Origin of the sequence: Buchnera aphidicola (Cinara curtihirsuta), from assembly GCF_900698895.1 — a bacterium.
In the GTDB taxonomy this organism is placed as follows: Bacteria; Pseudomonadota; Gammaproteobacteria; order Enterobacterales; family Enterobacteriaceae; genus Buchnera_F; species Buchnera_F aphidicola_AX.
The window spans coordinates 418,343-433,209 of record NZ_LR217700.1; the positions used below are offsets into that span (position 1 = coordinate 418,343).

12 protein-coding genes and 4 tRNA genes are annotated in these 14,867 nt (G+C 22.5%); 5 read left to right on the top strand and 11 right to left on the bottom strand.

The genetic code is table 11. The features are described from left to right. Positions 1-18 precede the first annotated feature (18 nt). The 9 genes from BUCICURT3053_RS01965 to BUCICURT3053_RS02005 form a co-directional block, all read right to left on the bottom strand. A tRNA-Pro gene (locus BUCICURT3053_RS01965) sits at positions 19-92 on the bottom strand. An 86-nt stretch (positions 93-178) separates the two neighbouring features. Next, a tRNA-His gene (locus BUCICURT3053_RS01970) sits at positions 179-251 on the bottom strand. Positions 252-282: 31 nt separating this feature from the next. Then, positions 283-357: transfer RNA gene (locus tag BUCICURT3053_RS01975), tRNA-Arg, on the bottom strand. Positions 358-592: 235 nt separating this feature from the next. Then, a complete protein-coding gene (gene rho / locus BUCICURT3053_RS01980) occupies positions 593-1,855 on the bottom strand; it encodes a transcription termination factor Rho (protein WP_154061328.1) in 1,263 nt (420 codons plus the stop codon). Positions 1,856-2,103: 248 nt separating this feature from the next. Next, a complete protein-coding gene (gene trxA, locus BUCICURT3053_RS01985; RefSeq protein WP_154061329.1) occupies positions 2,104-2,439 on the bottom strand; it encodes a thioredoxin in 336 nt (111 codons plus the stop codon). A gap of 143 nt (positions 2,440-2,582) precedes the next feature. Further along, positions 2,583-4,529, bottom strand: coding sequence for a UvrD-helicase domain-containing protein (locus BUCICURT3053_RS01990; protein WP_154061330.1), 1,947 nt, complete (start codon positions 4,527-4,529; stop codon positions 2,583-2,585). A 99-nt stretch (positions 4,530-4,628) separates the two neighbouring features. After that, on the bottom strand, positions 4,629-6,113 hold the full coding sequence (gene ilvC / locus BUCICURT3053_RS01995; protein ID WP_154061331.1) for a ketol-acid reductoisomerase: 1,485 nt from the start codon (positions 6,111-6,113) through the stop codon (positions 4,629-4,631). A gap of 38 nt (positions 6,114-6,151) precedes the next feature. Beyond that, a complete protein-coding gene (ilvD, locus tag BUCICURT3053_RS02000) occupies positions 6,152-8,002 on the bottom strand; it encodes a dihydroxy-acid dehydratase (protein ID WP_154061332.1) in 1,851 nt (616 codons plus the stop codon). Positions 8,003-8,237: 235 nt separating this feature from the next. Next, positions 8,238-8,311: transfer RNA gene (locus tag BUCICURT3053_RS02005), tRNA-Trp, on the bottom strand. A 275-nt stretch (positions 8,312-8,586) separates the two neighbouring features. Here BUCICURT3053_RS02005 and BUCICURT3053_RS02010 point away from each other — a divergent pair. The 5 genes from BUCICURT3053_RS02010 to fdx all read left to right on the top strand — a co-directional run bounded on the left by BUCICURT3053_RS02010 (position 8,587) and on the right by fdx (position 12,850). After that, the gene (locus tag BUCICURT3053_RS02010) at positions 8,587-9,795 is read left to right on the top strand and encodes an IscS subfamily cysteine desulfurase (RefSeq protein ID WP_154061333.1); all 1,209 of its coding nucleotides are present in this window, start codon (positions 8,587-8,589) and stop codon (positions 9,793-9,795) included. 27 nt (positions 9,796-9,822) lie between these two features. Further along, the gene (iscU, locus tag BUCICURT3053_RS02015) at positions 9,823-10,221 is read left to right on the top strand and encodes a Fe-S cluster assembly scaffold IscU (RefSeq protein WP_154061334.1); all 399 of its coding nucleotides are present in this window, start codon (positions 9,823-9,825) and stop codon (positions 10,219-10,221) included. Between the two features lie 149 nt (positions 10,222-10,370). Next, positions 10,371-10,901, top strand: coding sequence for a Fe-S protein assembly co-chaperone HscB (gene hscB, locus BUCICURT3053_RS02020; protein WP_154061335.1), 531 nt, complete (start codon positions 10,371-10,373; stop codon positions 10,899-10,901). Between the two features lie 58 nt (positions 10,902-10,959). Beyond that, a complete protein-coding gene (locus BUCICURT3053_RS02025) occupies positions 10,960-12,402 on the top strand; it encodes an Hsp70 family protein (protein WP_232037268.1) in 1,443 nt (480 codons plus the stop codon). Between the two features lie 115 nt (positions 12,403-12,517). Beyond that, complete coding sequence (gene fdx / locus BUCICURT3053_RS02030; RefSeq protein WP_154061337.1) at positions 12,518-12,850, top strand: ISC system 2Fe-2S type ferredoxin; 333 nt, start codon at positions 12,518-12,520, stop codon at positions 12,848-12,850. 33 nt (positions 12,851-12,883) lie between these two features. Here the strand turns inward: fdx and der are convergent, their stop codons facing one another. Beyond that, positions 12,884-14,257 carry a ribosome biogenesis GTPase Der gene (gene der / locus BUCICURT3053_RS02035; protein ID WP_154061338.1) on the bottom strand — a complete coding sequence of 458 codons (1,374 nt, stop codon included), beginning with the start codon at positions 14,255-14,257 and terminating at the stop codon, positions 12,884-12,886. After that, a complete protein-coding gene (locus BUCICURT3053_RS02040; protein ID WP_154061339.1) occupies positions 14,257-14,760 on the bottom strand; it encodes a tetratricopeptide repeat protein in 504 nt (167 codons plus the stop codon). Before BUCICURT3053_RS02040 ends, der begins: the two co-directional genes overlap by 1 nt. Positions 14,761-14,867 lie beyond the last annotated feature (107 nt).

Consider the following 14,867-nt stretch of genomic DNA (forward strand, 5'->3'; position numbering starts at 1 on the left):
TAAACAAATTTATTATAATCGGCGAAAGAGGATTTGAACCTCTGACCCACTGGTCCCAAACCAGTTGCGCTACCAAACTGCGCTATTCGCCGATATTATTTTATAAAAATTTTATTTAATTATTTGAAAAAATTTAATTATATTATTTTTTTAAATAAAATTAAAAAAATATATTTTGGGTGGTCAATGGGGTTTGAACCCATGACCGCTGGAATCACAATCCAGAGCTCTACCTGCTGAGCTATGACCACCAAAAAAAAAGAAAAATATATAAATAAAAATTGCGTCCGACAGGATTTGAACCTGAAACCTTTACTTTCGGAAAGTAATGCTCCATCCAAACTGAGCTACGGACGCAAAAATATTTGAAATAAATATAATATAAAAAATAATATTTATTATAAAAATAAATTTTTACTATTTATTAAATTATAGTATATATATACTAATAAAAAAAATCTAGTATTTTATTTTATTTATTAAATAAAATATAATTTTTTTATATAAAAAAATTATATTTAATATAAGTTAACTTTAAATTTAAAAAAAAATTAATTAAATTAAATATAAGGAATAATATTTATAAAAAATATTATTTTGATCTTTTCATCATATCAAAAAACTCATTATTTGTTTTTGTCATAGATAGTTTATTAATTAAAAATTCCATAGCATCTATCTCGCTCATAGGATGAATAATTTTTCGTAAAATCCACATTTTTTGTAGTTCTTCAGGAATAGTTAATAATTCTTCTCTCCTCGTACCTGAACGATTATAGTCTATAGCTGGAAAAACACGTTTCTCTGCTATTTTTCTAGACAATGGTAATTCCATGTTACCAGTTCCTTTAAATTCTTCATAAATTACTTCATCCATTTTAGAACCTGTATCAATTAAAGCTGTAGCAATTATAGTTAAACTACCACCTTCTTGTACATTACGCGCAGCTCCAAAAAATCTCTTAGGTCTATGTAAAGCATTAGCATCTACACCTCCCGTTAAAACCTTCCCTGAAGCCGGAACAACAGTATTATATGCTCTAGCTAGACGAGTAATTGAATCTAATAAGATAACAACATCTTTTTTATGTTCAACTAATCTTTTTGCTCTCTCAATTACCATTTCTGCAACTTGAACATGTCTAGAAGCAGGTTCATCAAAAGTAGAAGCTACGACTTCTCCTTTTACTAAACGTTGCATTTCTGTTACTTCTTCAGGTCGTTCATCAATTAATAAAACCATCAAAAAGCAGTCAGGATGATTATATGCAATACTTTGTGCTATATTTTGTAATAATATCGTTTTTCCAGCTTTAGGAGGCGCTACAATTAAACCTCTTTGACCTCTACCAATTGGAGATGATAAATCTAAAACTCTTGAGGTTAAATCTTCTTTGGAACCATTACCTCGTTCCATTTTTAATCTAGAATTAGCATGTAAAGGGGTAAGATTTTCGAATAATATTTTATTACGTGAATTTTCTGGTTGGTCATAATTTACTGTGTTTACTTTTAATAAAGCAAAATATCGTTCACCTTCTTTAGGAGGTCTAATTTTTCCAGAAATTGTATCTCCTGTTCTTAAATTAAAACGACGAATTTGACTGGGAGATACATAAATATCATCAGGACCTGCTAAATAAGAACTATCTGAAGATCTTAGAAAACCAAAACCATCTTGTAAAATTTCTAAAACACCATCTCCAAATATATCTTCCCCACTTTTAGAATGTTGTTTAAGTATAGAAAAAATAATATCCTGTTTACGTATACGTGCTAAATTTTCAAGACCAATTTTCTCACCTAAAATAATAAGCTGTGATACTGATGTATTTTTTAAAACAGTAAGATTCATAATAGTGACTTTCTCAATCTATTTGAAAAAAATCTATAAAATATTTTATATATAAAAAAAATACTATACATAGAATTATTAAATAATTTACATTAAATAAGTTATTTTTTATATAAAAATATAATGATATTATTGTAAATAATAAGGTGATTCTTCAAAATATAAATAAAAAATTAATTTTTCTTTAATAATTATTTATTTTATTATTTTCACCCATATAAAAAAATTAAAAAAATAAAACAATTTATTTAATCTAATAATTTTTTATCCAAAAAATCTTTTAAGTCTTTTTTCGATAAAACACCTATCTTAGTTCCTATAATTTTATTTTTATTAAATAATAATAAAGTAGGAATACCTCGTATAGAATATTTTATAGGAATTTTTTTATTAGTATCAATATTAATTTTTCCAATAATAATTTTTTTTAAATATTCATTAGCAATTTCTTCCAAAATAGGTGATAATATTTTACAAGGTCCACACCAATCTGCCCAAAAATCTACTAAAACATACTTGGATGCCAAAAAAACTTCTGTTTTAAAATTTTGATCTGTTAATTCAATAATATTGGTTATTTTCATAAAAATCCTCATATATTTTTTTTATAATAAAAATTATTATTAATAATAATAATTTTATCTATTAAAAATAATTATTTTTAATATAAAATTAATACATTTTATTAAAAATAATATATACAATTTTTTTAAATAAATTGTTATTTTTATTTTATTGTATACTTTATCCAAGAAATTTCTTTTTTTGGTAATTCAAATAAAAAACGACTTGGTTTTAAATCAACAATCATACCAAATTTTTTCTTTTTTTTACAAAAACTAAGAAGCAATTGATGTTTTGCTCTCGTAATTCCTACATACATTAAACGACGTTCTTCTGTAATATTACCATCCATAATACTTTTATTATGAGGTAAAGTTCCTTCTTCTACACCAATAATACAAACTACTGAAAATTCTAATCCTTTTGATGCGTGTATTGTCATTAATTGTAATTGATCTAATTTTTTACTTTTATCATCTTGAATAGAATGATTAAAGTCACCACAAAAAAAACGTATTAATACATCTTCTAATTTCATAGGTAAATTAAAATTATCACCAACTAACATTTTATTTAACTGATTTGAGAAAAAAATTATATTTTGTATTCTTTTATCTGAAATAATTACATCATTATAATAAGATATAATCCATGAAAAATAATTTGTATCTTGAAGAATATTTTTTAAAATTTTTTCAGGTGAAAAAGATAAAAAAGAAGAAAGTTTTAAAATCCATAAAGAAAAATTATTTAATCTTAATACAACACTTTTCATTAATTTTACTGTAATTCGTTTATCTGTACTAGCAATGAAAAGACTAATGTGGTTGGTCTGAGCGAAATCTTTCAATTTTTTAAGTGTAACTGATCCTATTCTTCGATTAGGAGTGTTAATAATACGCAAAAAAGCTAGATCATCATTATGATTTATAATTAATCGTAAATATGCTAATAAATCTTTTATTTCTAGTGAATCAAAAAAAGACCGACCTGAATGAAGATAATAAGGAATATCTTGACAGATTAATTCTGATTCTACTACACGAGCTTGATAATTACTACGATACAAAATCGCATAATCCTTGTATTTTTTATTATTTTTTATTTTATGTTTTTTAATAAATTTAATTATTCTTTGAGCTTCATTAATTTCATTAATTGACATAATTATATAAATTTTATTACCATAATCTAACTTAGAAAATAATTTTTTATTAAAAAAATTAGTATTATTTGAAATTAAAATATTAGCAGCATGTAATATACAACCTGAAGAACGATAATTTTGTTCCATTTTAATAATATTTAAGTTTGAAAAGTCATATTTCAATAAATAAAATATTTTTTGCTGAGCCCCTCTCCAAGAATAAATAGATTGATCATTATCACCTACTACAGTAAAATTAGAATTATAACCGCATAACAATTTAATTAGTTCATATTGACTAATATTAATATCTTGATATTCATCAACTAATAAATATTGAATTTTTTTTTGCCAACGCAATCTAACATTAATATTATTTTTTAATAAAATAGTTGGTAAAAAAATTAAATCATTAAAATCTAATATATTATGCTGTTTAAGAAAACAATCATATTGTTCATAAAAAAAAATACATTTCTTTTCTAAAGAAGAATTAATATATTTACGAGCTAAATTTGGATTTAATAAATTGTTTTTCCAGCAAGAAATTTGATAAAGCAATTTTTTTAAAAAAAAAACATTACTATTATCCGTATTATATATTATATTTTTTAAAAGACGTAATTGTTCACTTTCATCAAATAAAGTAAAATTTGATTTTAAACCTAATAATTTATATTCATTTCGAATAATTTTTAATCCAAGCGAATGAAATGTAGATATTGTTATATCCTGAATTTGATTAATAGTTAACTTTTCAAATAAACGTAATTCAATTTCTTTAGCTGCTTTATTAGTAAATGTAAGCGCAAAAATTTTTTTAGGATCATATTGATATACTTTAATTAATGCTATTATTTTATTAATTATAACACTAGTTTTTCCCGAACCAGCTCCAGCTAAAATTAAACAAGGATTATTAATTATATGAATAGCTTTTTGTTGAATTTTATTCAATATCATAAACGTAATACTATAAAAATAATTTTAAATTAATATTTTTTATTTAAAAAAATAAAAAAATATTTGTACAAAAATACTTTTATACATAATTATATTAAATTAGTTTTTATCATTATATGCTTTAGATTTCATAATTTTCATATATAAACGTAATTTTTCTCCAATTTTTTCAATAGGATGTTTATCAACTAAATTATTTAAATTTAATAATTGAACATTACTAATACAAGACTCTTTAATTGATTCTCCTAAATCATCACTATTAATTGAAGTTAAAAATTTTTTTAATAAAGGAAGCGCTCGTTTGGAGAATAAATAACTACCATACTCAGCTGTATCTGATATCACTAAATTCATTTCATATAATCTTTTTCTAGAAATAGTATTTGTTATTAAAGGTAGTTCATGTAGTGATTCATAATATGCTGACTCAGGTGTAATTCCTGTATCAATCATAGTTTCAAAAGATAACTCCACTCCTGCTTTTAACATAGCAACCATTAAAGAACATTTATCAAAGTATTCATAATCCAAAATTTTTCTATTATTATACAAACTCGCATTCTCAAAACTAGATTTTCTTAAACTTTTTCTCCATTTAATTAATTGTTTATCTCCACACTTCCAATCAGAAATCATTTTTTTAGAAAAAACACCAGAAATAATATCATCCATATGTAAACAAAACAACGGCTTTAATAAACTTTTTAATTGAATAGATAATTCATGTACACGAATTCTAGAAACACTCGATAAACGAGATAATAATAATTTTATTCCACCTTCTTTCATACATTCTGCTAATTTTTCCCATCCAAATTGCAATAATGTAGCAGAATAATCAGAACTATATCCTTTTTTTATAAGATGTTCATAACATGATAATGAGCAAGCCTGTAACATTCCACATAAAATAGTTTGCTCTCCCATTAAATCAGATTTAACTTCAGCAATAAAAGATGACTGTAGAACTCCAGCTTTATGAGAACCTAATCCATAAGCCCATGATTTAGCAATATTTAATCCTTTTAAATAAGGATCATTTTTTTTATGAACGGCAATTAAAGTAGGTACCCCAAAACCCATTAAAAATTCTTTTCGTACTTCAGTTCCTGGGCACTTAGGAGCAACCATAATAACTGTAATATCTGAACGAATTTTTTCTCCTTCTTCAACAATATTAAAACCATGAGAATAACCTAAAACAGAATCTTTTTTCATTAATTTTTGTAACTTTTTTACCACTTTTGAATGTTGTTTATCTGGTGTTAGATTAATAACTAAATCAGCATCAGGAATTAATTTTTCATATATATCTACATAAAAATTTTCTTTTGTAACATTTCTCCAAGAAATAGATTTATTTTTTATAGAACTTTTAGGAAGAACGAAAGAAACATTAAAACCAGAATCTCTTAAATTTAATCCTTGATTTAATCCTTGAGCACCACACCCTACTATAACAATTTTTTTATCTTTTAGTGTTTCTTGAGAATTTAAAAAATCATTTTTTTTCATCAAAAAACCAGTTTTTAACTCAATTAATTGTTCTCTAAAAGAGAGAGAATTAAAAAAATTTTTCATATTCTTATTCCTATTTATTATAAATAATAATTAAAAAATTAAAGACATATTTTCCTTAAATCTCTAACAGCTCCTTTATCTGCGCTAGTAGCAAAAATACTATACATTTTCAAAGAATTAGATATTTTTCGTAAACGATTTTTTGGTGTATATGCTTTTTTTCCTCTTTTTTCTTCTGTTTTTCTGCGTATATTCTCTTCTTCTGAAGAAATATGTAACTTAATACTACGCTTAATAATATTAATACTAATTAAATCACCATCATATATCAATGCAATTAATCCTTTATTTGCAGCTTCAGGAGAAATATGTCCAACAGAAATACCAGATGTTCCACCAGAAAATCGACCGTCTGTTATTAGAGCACATTTTTTATTTAAACCAATCGATTTTAGATATGTAGTAGGATACAACATTTCTTGCATTCCGGGTCCGCCACAAGGTCCTTCATATCGAATTACTATTACATCTCCAGATTTAACTTTTTTATTTAAAATAGCATATACAGCATCATCCTGACTTTCATATACTTTAGCTGGTCCTGAAAAAATCATATTATCTTGATCAATAGCAGCGGTTTTTATTATACTTCCTTTTTTTGCTAAATTACCTTTTAATATAGCTAATCCACCATCTTTACTATATGCATATTTTTCAGAACGAATACAACCATTTATACGATCTTTATCTAATTTATTCCATCTAAATGACTGTGAAAAAGGAATGATAGTTTTTATTCCTCCTGGTCCTGATGTATAAAAAGAAAAGTTCTTTTTATTTTTTTTATTAAAAATATCATATTTTTTAATTGTATCTTTTAACGTCAATCTAAGTATATTATGTACCGAAGTATCTAATAAATTAATCTTATTTAATTCAGATAAAATACCAAATATACCTCCTGAACGATGTAAGTCTTCCATATGATATAATGATGTACTAGGTGATATTTTACATAAATGAGGAACTTTTCTAGACAAATAATCAATATCTGCCATACGAAAATTAATATCAGCTTCATAAGCCATAGCAAGAAGATGAAGAACAGTATTCGTTGATCCTCCCATTGCAATGTCTAAAATCATAGCATTTTTTAAAGTTGATTTTGTTACAATGCTCTTTGGTAGTACATTAATATTATTATTTTCGTAATAATCTTTCGTATTTTTTACAATAACTTTACCAGCTTTTAAAAATAATTTCTTTCTATCAATATGAGTAGCTAATATTGTACCGTTACCCGGTAACGCAAGTCCAATAGCTTCAGTTAAACAATTCATTGAATTAGCAGTAAACATACCTGAACATGAACCACAAGTTGGACAAGCAGAATTTTCAATATTAGATAAAATTTTATTTGAAGTATTTTTATTAGCTCCGTGTACTATAGCATCAACTAAATCAATTTTAATTATATTATCATTTAATACAATTTTACCTGATTCCATAGGTCCTCCAGAAACAAAAACAGATGGAATATTTAATCTTAACGAAGCTAATAACATACCAGGTGTAATTTTATCACAATTAGAAATACAAACCATAGCATCTACACAGTGTGCATTTATCATATATTCAATAGAATCTGCAATTAACTCTCGTGATGGTAAAGAATATAACATACCGGAATGACCCATAGCAATGCCATCATCAATAGCAATTGTATTAAATTCCTTTGAAATTCCTCCAGATTTAATAATTTCTTGAGAAACTAATTTTCCTAAATCACGTAAATGTATGTGTCCGGGGACAAATTCTGTAAAAGAATTTACAACAGCAATAATTGGTTTTCCAAAATCCGCATCCTTTACACCTGTTGCACGCCATAACGCTCTTGCTCCGGACATGTTTCTTCCATTAATAGTTGTAGATGAACGATATATTGGCATTTATTTTGCTCTTTTCATATAAAATTCAAAAAAATTTTTATTTAGATAAAATTTTATAAAAATTTATATTTCATATAAAATTATAATTACATATAAATCATAATAATTATTATAAATATCTATTTTTTATAAATAAATAATTATTAATAATAATATATAAATTATTTTATAAATTAAATTATTTATTGTAAAAAATTTTAGGATAAGAAAATAAAATATATATTTTATTTTTTAACAGGGGCGGAGGGAATCGAACCCCCAACCTTCGGTTTTGGAGACCGATGCTCTACCATATTAAACTACGCCCCTAAAAAAATAAAAATTTGTAGAATGTAGAAAATAAATGAATATAAATATATTAATTAAAAACTATTATACATGAGAGAAAAAAAAACACAACTGCATATAATTTATAATAAATCATCTTTATAAATTTTTAAAAAAAACTACTTAATTGAATTTTTAATCAAATCTTTTAAATAATATATTTATACAGAAAAAAAAAAAAAATATATAATAATTTGTAAACATTTATATTATAATAAATTAATCATATATATTTAACTAAATAAGGTCATATAAAAATGAAATTTCCTATTTATTTAGATTATGCAGCTACAACTCCAGTAGACCCTCAAGTGAAAAAAAAAATGAATAAATATTTTTCAATAAATGATACTTTTGGGAATGCAGCATCTAGATCTCATAAATTTGGATGGGAAGCTGAAGAATCAGTAGATATTGCGAGAAATGAAATTGCTAAATTAATTAATTCAGATTCTCGAGAAATAATTTTTACTTCAGGTGCTACAGAATCAAATAATTTAGCTATTAAAGGAATTTATGAGTTTCATAAAAATAAAAATACACATATTATCACTAGTAAAATAGAACATAAATCTGTTTTAGATTGTTGTCGATATTTAGAAAACAACGGATGTGATGTAACATATTTAACACCTAATAAATATGGTATTATAGATATATATAAAATTAAAAAAAAAGTCAAAAAAAACACAATATTAGTTTCTATTATGCACGTTAATAATGAAATTGGATCAATTCAAGATATTAAAAAAATTGGTAAATTTTGTAAAAAAAAAGGAATATTTTTTCATGTAGATGCTACACAAAGCATTGGAAAAATAAAAATAGATATAAAAAAAATACATATTGATCTTTTATCTTTTTCTGCTCATAAAATATATGGACCAAAAGGAATAGGAGCATTATATGTTCGTCGAAAACCGCGTGTAAGATTATCACCACAAATACATGGCGGAGGACATGAAAGAGGATTTCGTTCTGGGACATTACCTGTTCATCAAATTGTTGGATTTGGCGAAGCTTGTAAAATATTAAAAAAAAAAATGAATCAGGATATTTTGCATACTGAATGTTTACGCAATATGTTATGGAAAGGTTTGTATAAAGTTGAAGAAATTTATTTAAATAGTAATTTTAACTATGTTACTAAACATATACTTAATATAAGTTTTAATTTTATTGAAGGTGAATCATTATTAATGGCTTTAAAAAATTTAGCAGTTTCCTCTGGATCAGCATGCACATCAGCAAGTCTAGAACCTTCATATGTTTTACGAGCAATCGGGGTAAAAGATGAATTAGCGCATAGTTCAATTAGATTTTCTTTTGGTCGTTTTACAACGTCAGAAGAAATTAAGTATGCTATAATAGAGATTAAAAATGCAATTAATAAATTAAGAAAAATGTCTCCTCTTTGGGAAATGTTTCAATCAGGAATTAATATGAAAAAAATTTTTTGGAATTAATACTTTTTATATAGGAAATTTAAAATTATGACATATAGTAAGAAAGTATTAGACCATTATGAAAATCCAAGAAATGTTGGTTCTTTTTCCGAAAAAGAAAAAAATGTTGGAACAAGTTTAGTTGGAGCTCCTGCTTGTGGAGATGTGATGAAACTACAAATAAAAGTAAATAATAAAGGAATTATAGAAGATGCTTGTTTTAAGACATACGGATGTGGATCTGCTATAGCCTCAAGTTCTTTAATGACTGAATGGGTAAAAGGAAAAACTCTAAACGAAGCTAAAAAAATAAAAAATACAGAAATAGCAAAAGAACTAGAATTACCTCCTGTAAAAATTCATTGTTCTATTTTAGCTGAAGATGCTATTAAAGAAGCAATTGCAAATTATAATAAAAAAATAAAACGAGTAAAAATAAAAAATTAGTATATTATACTATCAGTGCTGAAATTAAATAAATTTTTATTCAGCACTAATTATATTAAAAATATATTGATTTATGTTTTATATTTTTTAATTTTTTTTCTAAAAAAATATTTTTTTAGAAATAAAAATCTATTTTTATAGGCATAAAAATGAATTATTTTCATTTGTTCCAACTACCTCAACAATTTAAAATAGATAAAAAAGTATTAATTAATACATTTTACAAATTACAGAAAAAATATCATCCAGATATGTGTAATAAAAAAATTCTTAATAAAAAAAATCAATTATCTATGGCAATTAAAATTAATCAAGGTTTTAATATATTAAATAATAAATTTACTAGAGCAAGTTATCTATTAAAATTGCATAAAAAAAATTTTTCTTTTAAAAAAAATTATACTATTAATAAAAAAGAAATACTTTTAGAAAAATTTAAACTATATGAAAAAATACAAAAAATAAAAGACAAACCAGTTTCATATAAACAAATAAATTCTTTTATTAAGAAAATTAAAAATAAATTATCATTTAATTTTAAAAGTTTTAGTGAAAATATTAAAAAAAAAAAAATTTATTCTGCCAACAAAATATTTTTTCATATATCTTTTATCTATAAAATTTTAGAAAAATTAAAAAAAATAAAAAAAAAACATATAAAAAAAAAGGAAAAAAAATGAAAGAAAAAAAAAAATTGCTATAGGGATCGATTTCGGAACTACCTATTGTTTAATATCTATAGTAAAAAAAAACAAAATTAAAATTATTAAAGAATTTAGTAAAAAAAAGTTTTTTCCAACAATTATAAATTTTAATGAAAAAAAAATTTCTATAGGATGGAAAGCAAAAAAATTTTTATCTAAAGATATAAAAAATACAATATCATCTATAAAAAGATTTATTGGAATGTCTTATTCTGAAATAAGAAAAAAAAAAATAAATATTCCATATGATGTTTCAGAAAATGATAAAAAAGAATTAATCTTTCATACTTGTATTGGAGAAATAACTGTTTCTTCTATCATTCAAAAATTCTTCACCTATATGAAGAAAAAAATAGAAAAAAAATTTCATAAGTCTATTTATGGTATTGTAATTACAGTTCCAGCATACTTTAATAATATACAAAAAAATATAATAAGAAAATCTGTAGAATTAGCTAAATTAAAAATATTACGTTTACTTAATGAACCTACTGCTGCAGCTATAGCATATGGGTTAGAAAAAAAAAGAAAAGGGATTATTTGTATATATGATTTAGGAGGAGGAACATTTGATGTATCTATTTTAAAAATATCACAAGGAGTATTTGAAGTTCTTGCTACTAATGGCAATCCTAAATTAGGTGGCGATGATTTTGATTATTTATTAGCTCACTTTTTATATTCAAAAATAAAAAATAAATTAAAATTAAATTATAAAATTTTTAAATATTTACTTATTATTGCTGAAAAAGTTAAAATTAAATTAAGTATACAAGACTCAGTAAAAGTCAAATTTTTAAATTATGAAATTAATTGTACAGTTATAGAATTTAATAAATTAATTAATAAATATATTAATAAAACATTGTACATTTTAAAATGCGCTTTAAATGATGCTAAAATAAATAAACGTGATATAAATGATGTAATTTTAGTTGGTGGTTCTACATATATTCCTTTAATTCGAAATAAAATTTTTTCATTTTTTAAAATCAAACCATTAATTTTAATTAATCCAGCAGAAGTTGTAGCAAAAGGAGCTGGATTACATGCAAATTTTTTATTTAGTAAAAATAAAAATATAGAAAAATCTATATTATTATTAGATATTATACCAATTTCAATTGGTATAGAATTATTAGGTGGAATTATGGAAAAAATGATTTTAAAAAATACTAAAATTCCCACTGAAGTTATTAAAGTATTTACAACTGGCAAAGATAATCAAACAGGATTTTGTATCAATATTTTTCAAGGAGAGGATAAATATGTCAAAAACTGTAAATTATTATCAAAATTTAAAATTCAAAAATTACCATTGAAACCAGCTGGTAAAATAAAAATAATAGTAATATTTCGTGTAGATACAGATAGTTTACTTTCAGTAATTGTTAAAGAAAAAAAATTAAATATTAAACATAGCATTAAAATTGATACAATTTATCAAAATAATAGTACTATTAATATAGATATTTAATCTAAATAATATTACAAATATACTTTTTTAAAATTTAAAAATTTTTTTATAAAAAATTCTATTTTTTTATAAAAAGAACATTTTTTACTAATATTTAATATTTTTGGAAAATTTCATGCCTAAAATAGTATTTTACCCACAAAAATTTATTTTACCTAAAGGTTTATCTGTTAAAGGTAAAACAGGAGAAACAATTCTTGATATAGCTTTATCAAATAAAATTAAAATGGAACATGCTTGTGAAAAATCTTGCGCATGCTGTACTTGTCATTGCATAATAAGAAAAGGATTTTATTCTTTATCAAAATGTGAAGAAAAAGAAGAAGATTTATTAGACAAAGCATGGGGGTTAGAAAAATTTAGTCGTCTAGGATGTCAAGCGCGTTTAGGAACTAAAGATATTGAAGTTGAAATTCCAATATATAATGTTAATTATGTAAATGAATAAAAAAAATAATATTATGAATAAAATTTTAATAATTCAATTTATTGATTTTATATAAGGATTTATACTTTTTTTAAAAAAGAATTGAATGGGTGTATTCGGGATTTGTAATTCTTTTTGAAAGAAATGCATTAAATATTTTTTATATGTTCTAGATACATATTGTATTTGTGTACCATGAATTATAATAAATAATGGATTTTTTTTACCTAAATGTGCATATTTTAATCGTATTACTTTTCCTGTTACACCCGCAGGTAAAGGATGTTGAATTATAGCTTTATTTAATATTTTTGTTAAAAATGAAGAACTAAAAGTTTTTAATGATTCTTGATAAATAAAATTAATATGATGAATAAATTTTTTTAATCCCTTTTTATGTAGAGCTGACATATAAATTATTTTAATATTCTTTATAAATTTTAAACGATTATTAATAATCTTTTTTATTTCATTTTTTTTACTTTTTAATATTAAATCCCATTTATTTACTACTATAAAAAAAGTACAATTTGATTTTATAACTAAATTAATTATAGATAAATCCTGTGCATAAATTTCTGTATTAGCATCTAGAACAACAATAGATATATTATTTTTATTTATTATATTTATAGATCTTTTTTCAGAAACTTTTTCTAGAATTATTTTTCTTTTATTTTTTTTTTTTATACCAGCGGTATCTGTAAAAATATATTCAATATTTTTATTATTTAATGAAACTTTAATTATATCTCTAGTAGTGCCTGGTATAGAACTTGTAATTATTCTATTATAATTTACCAAACTATTAATAATAGAAGATTTACCTACATTAGGTTTTCCAATAAAACAAATTCTTATTTTTATACGACAGTTAAATTTATCATATAAAACTGTTTTTATTTCTTTTTCTTTTATTATTTTTTTTGAAGAAATATATATTTCTTTCAATAAATTAGACAAACCTTTTTTATGTGAAACAGAAATTTTATAAATTTTCTTTATACCAAAACGATAAAAATCAATTATTTTTTCTTCATTACTAATTCTATCAATTTTATTTATTACAAGTATTATAAATTTATTCTCTTTTCTTATTTTTTTTAAAATATAAAAATCTAATTCTTGAATTCCTTCACAAGCATCTACAACAAAAATAACAAAATGTGATTCTTTTATAGAAAATTTTGTCTGATTATAAGATTCTATTTTTATAGAATTTTTTTTTTCTTTTTTTTTAAAAAAATCAATTCCTGCTGTATCAATAATACAAAATTTTTTTTTTTTTATTATACAAAAACCATAATTTCGATCACGAGTTGTTTTTTTTTTATTACTTATAAGTGAAGAATTAGTTTTAGTTAATAAATTAAATAAACTAGATTTTCCTACATTAGATCGACCTATTAAAGAAATAATTGGAATCATTACATTTTTTTCTCTTTACAATAAGAAGGAATATTTTTTTTATTTTTTCTAAATATATTAATCCAAGATTGATCATAAACATTATTAATTATTTTTAAAGCTAAAGGAAATTTTTTTTGTTTAATATAAACCTTTACTAAATTTAAATTTATTAAATTTTTTAAATTTTCTTCTTTAGTATACGATAAAATTTCCTTAAATATCAAAATTGATTCTGTATATTTTTTTTGAAAAAATAATTGTTTTGCCAAATTAATTCCAATAAGTGTTCCATATATATTTTTATTTTTTTTAAAAAAATTTTTTTTACACTCCAGGGAATATTTTTCTTTTTTTTGAAAATCATCTATTATTTTTACAAACTCTTCTATATTTTGATTCAATATTTTTTTTTTATTTATTTTATTCATTACAATAGTACAGATTGATAAAGATAAAATTAAAAAAAATAAAATTGAAAAAAAATATTTTTTATACGAGATAAAAAAATTTATATATTTCATATATATGATCTTTATTTTAAGAGTTAAAATAATCAATTTATTTACTAATTTTTTAAAATATTACCACAATTTATTTTTCATTTCAATTTATTTTTTATATATATATA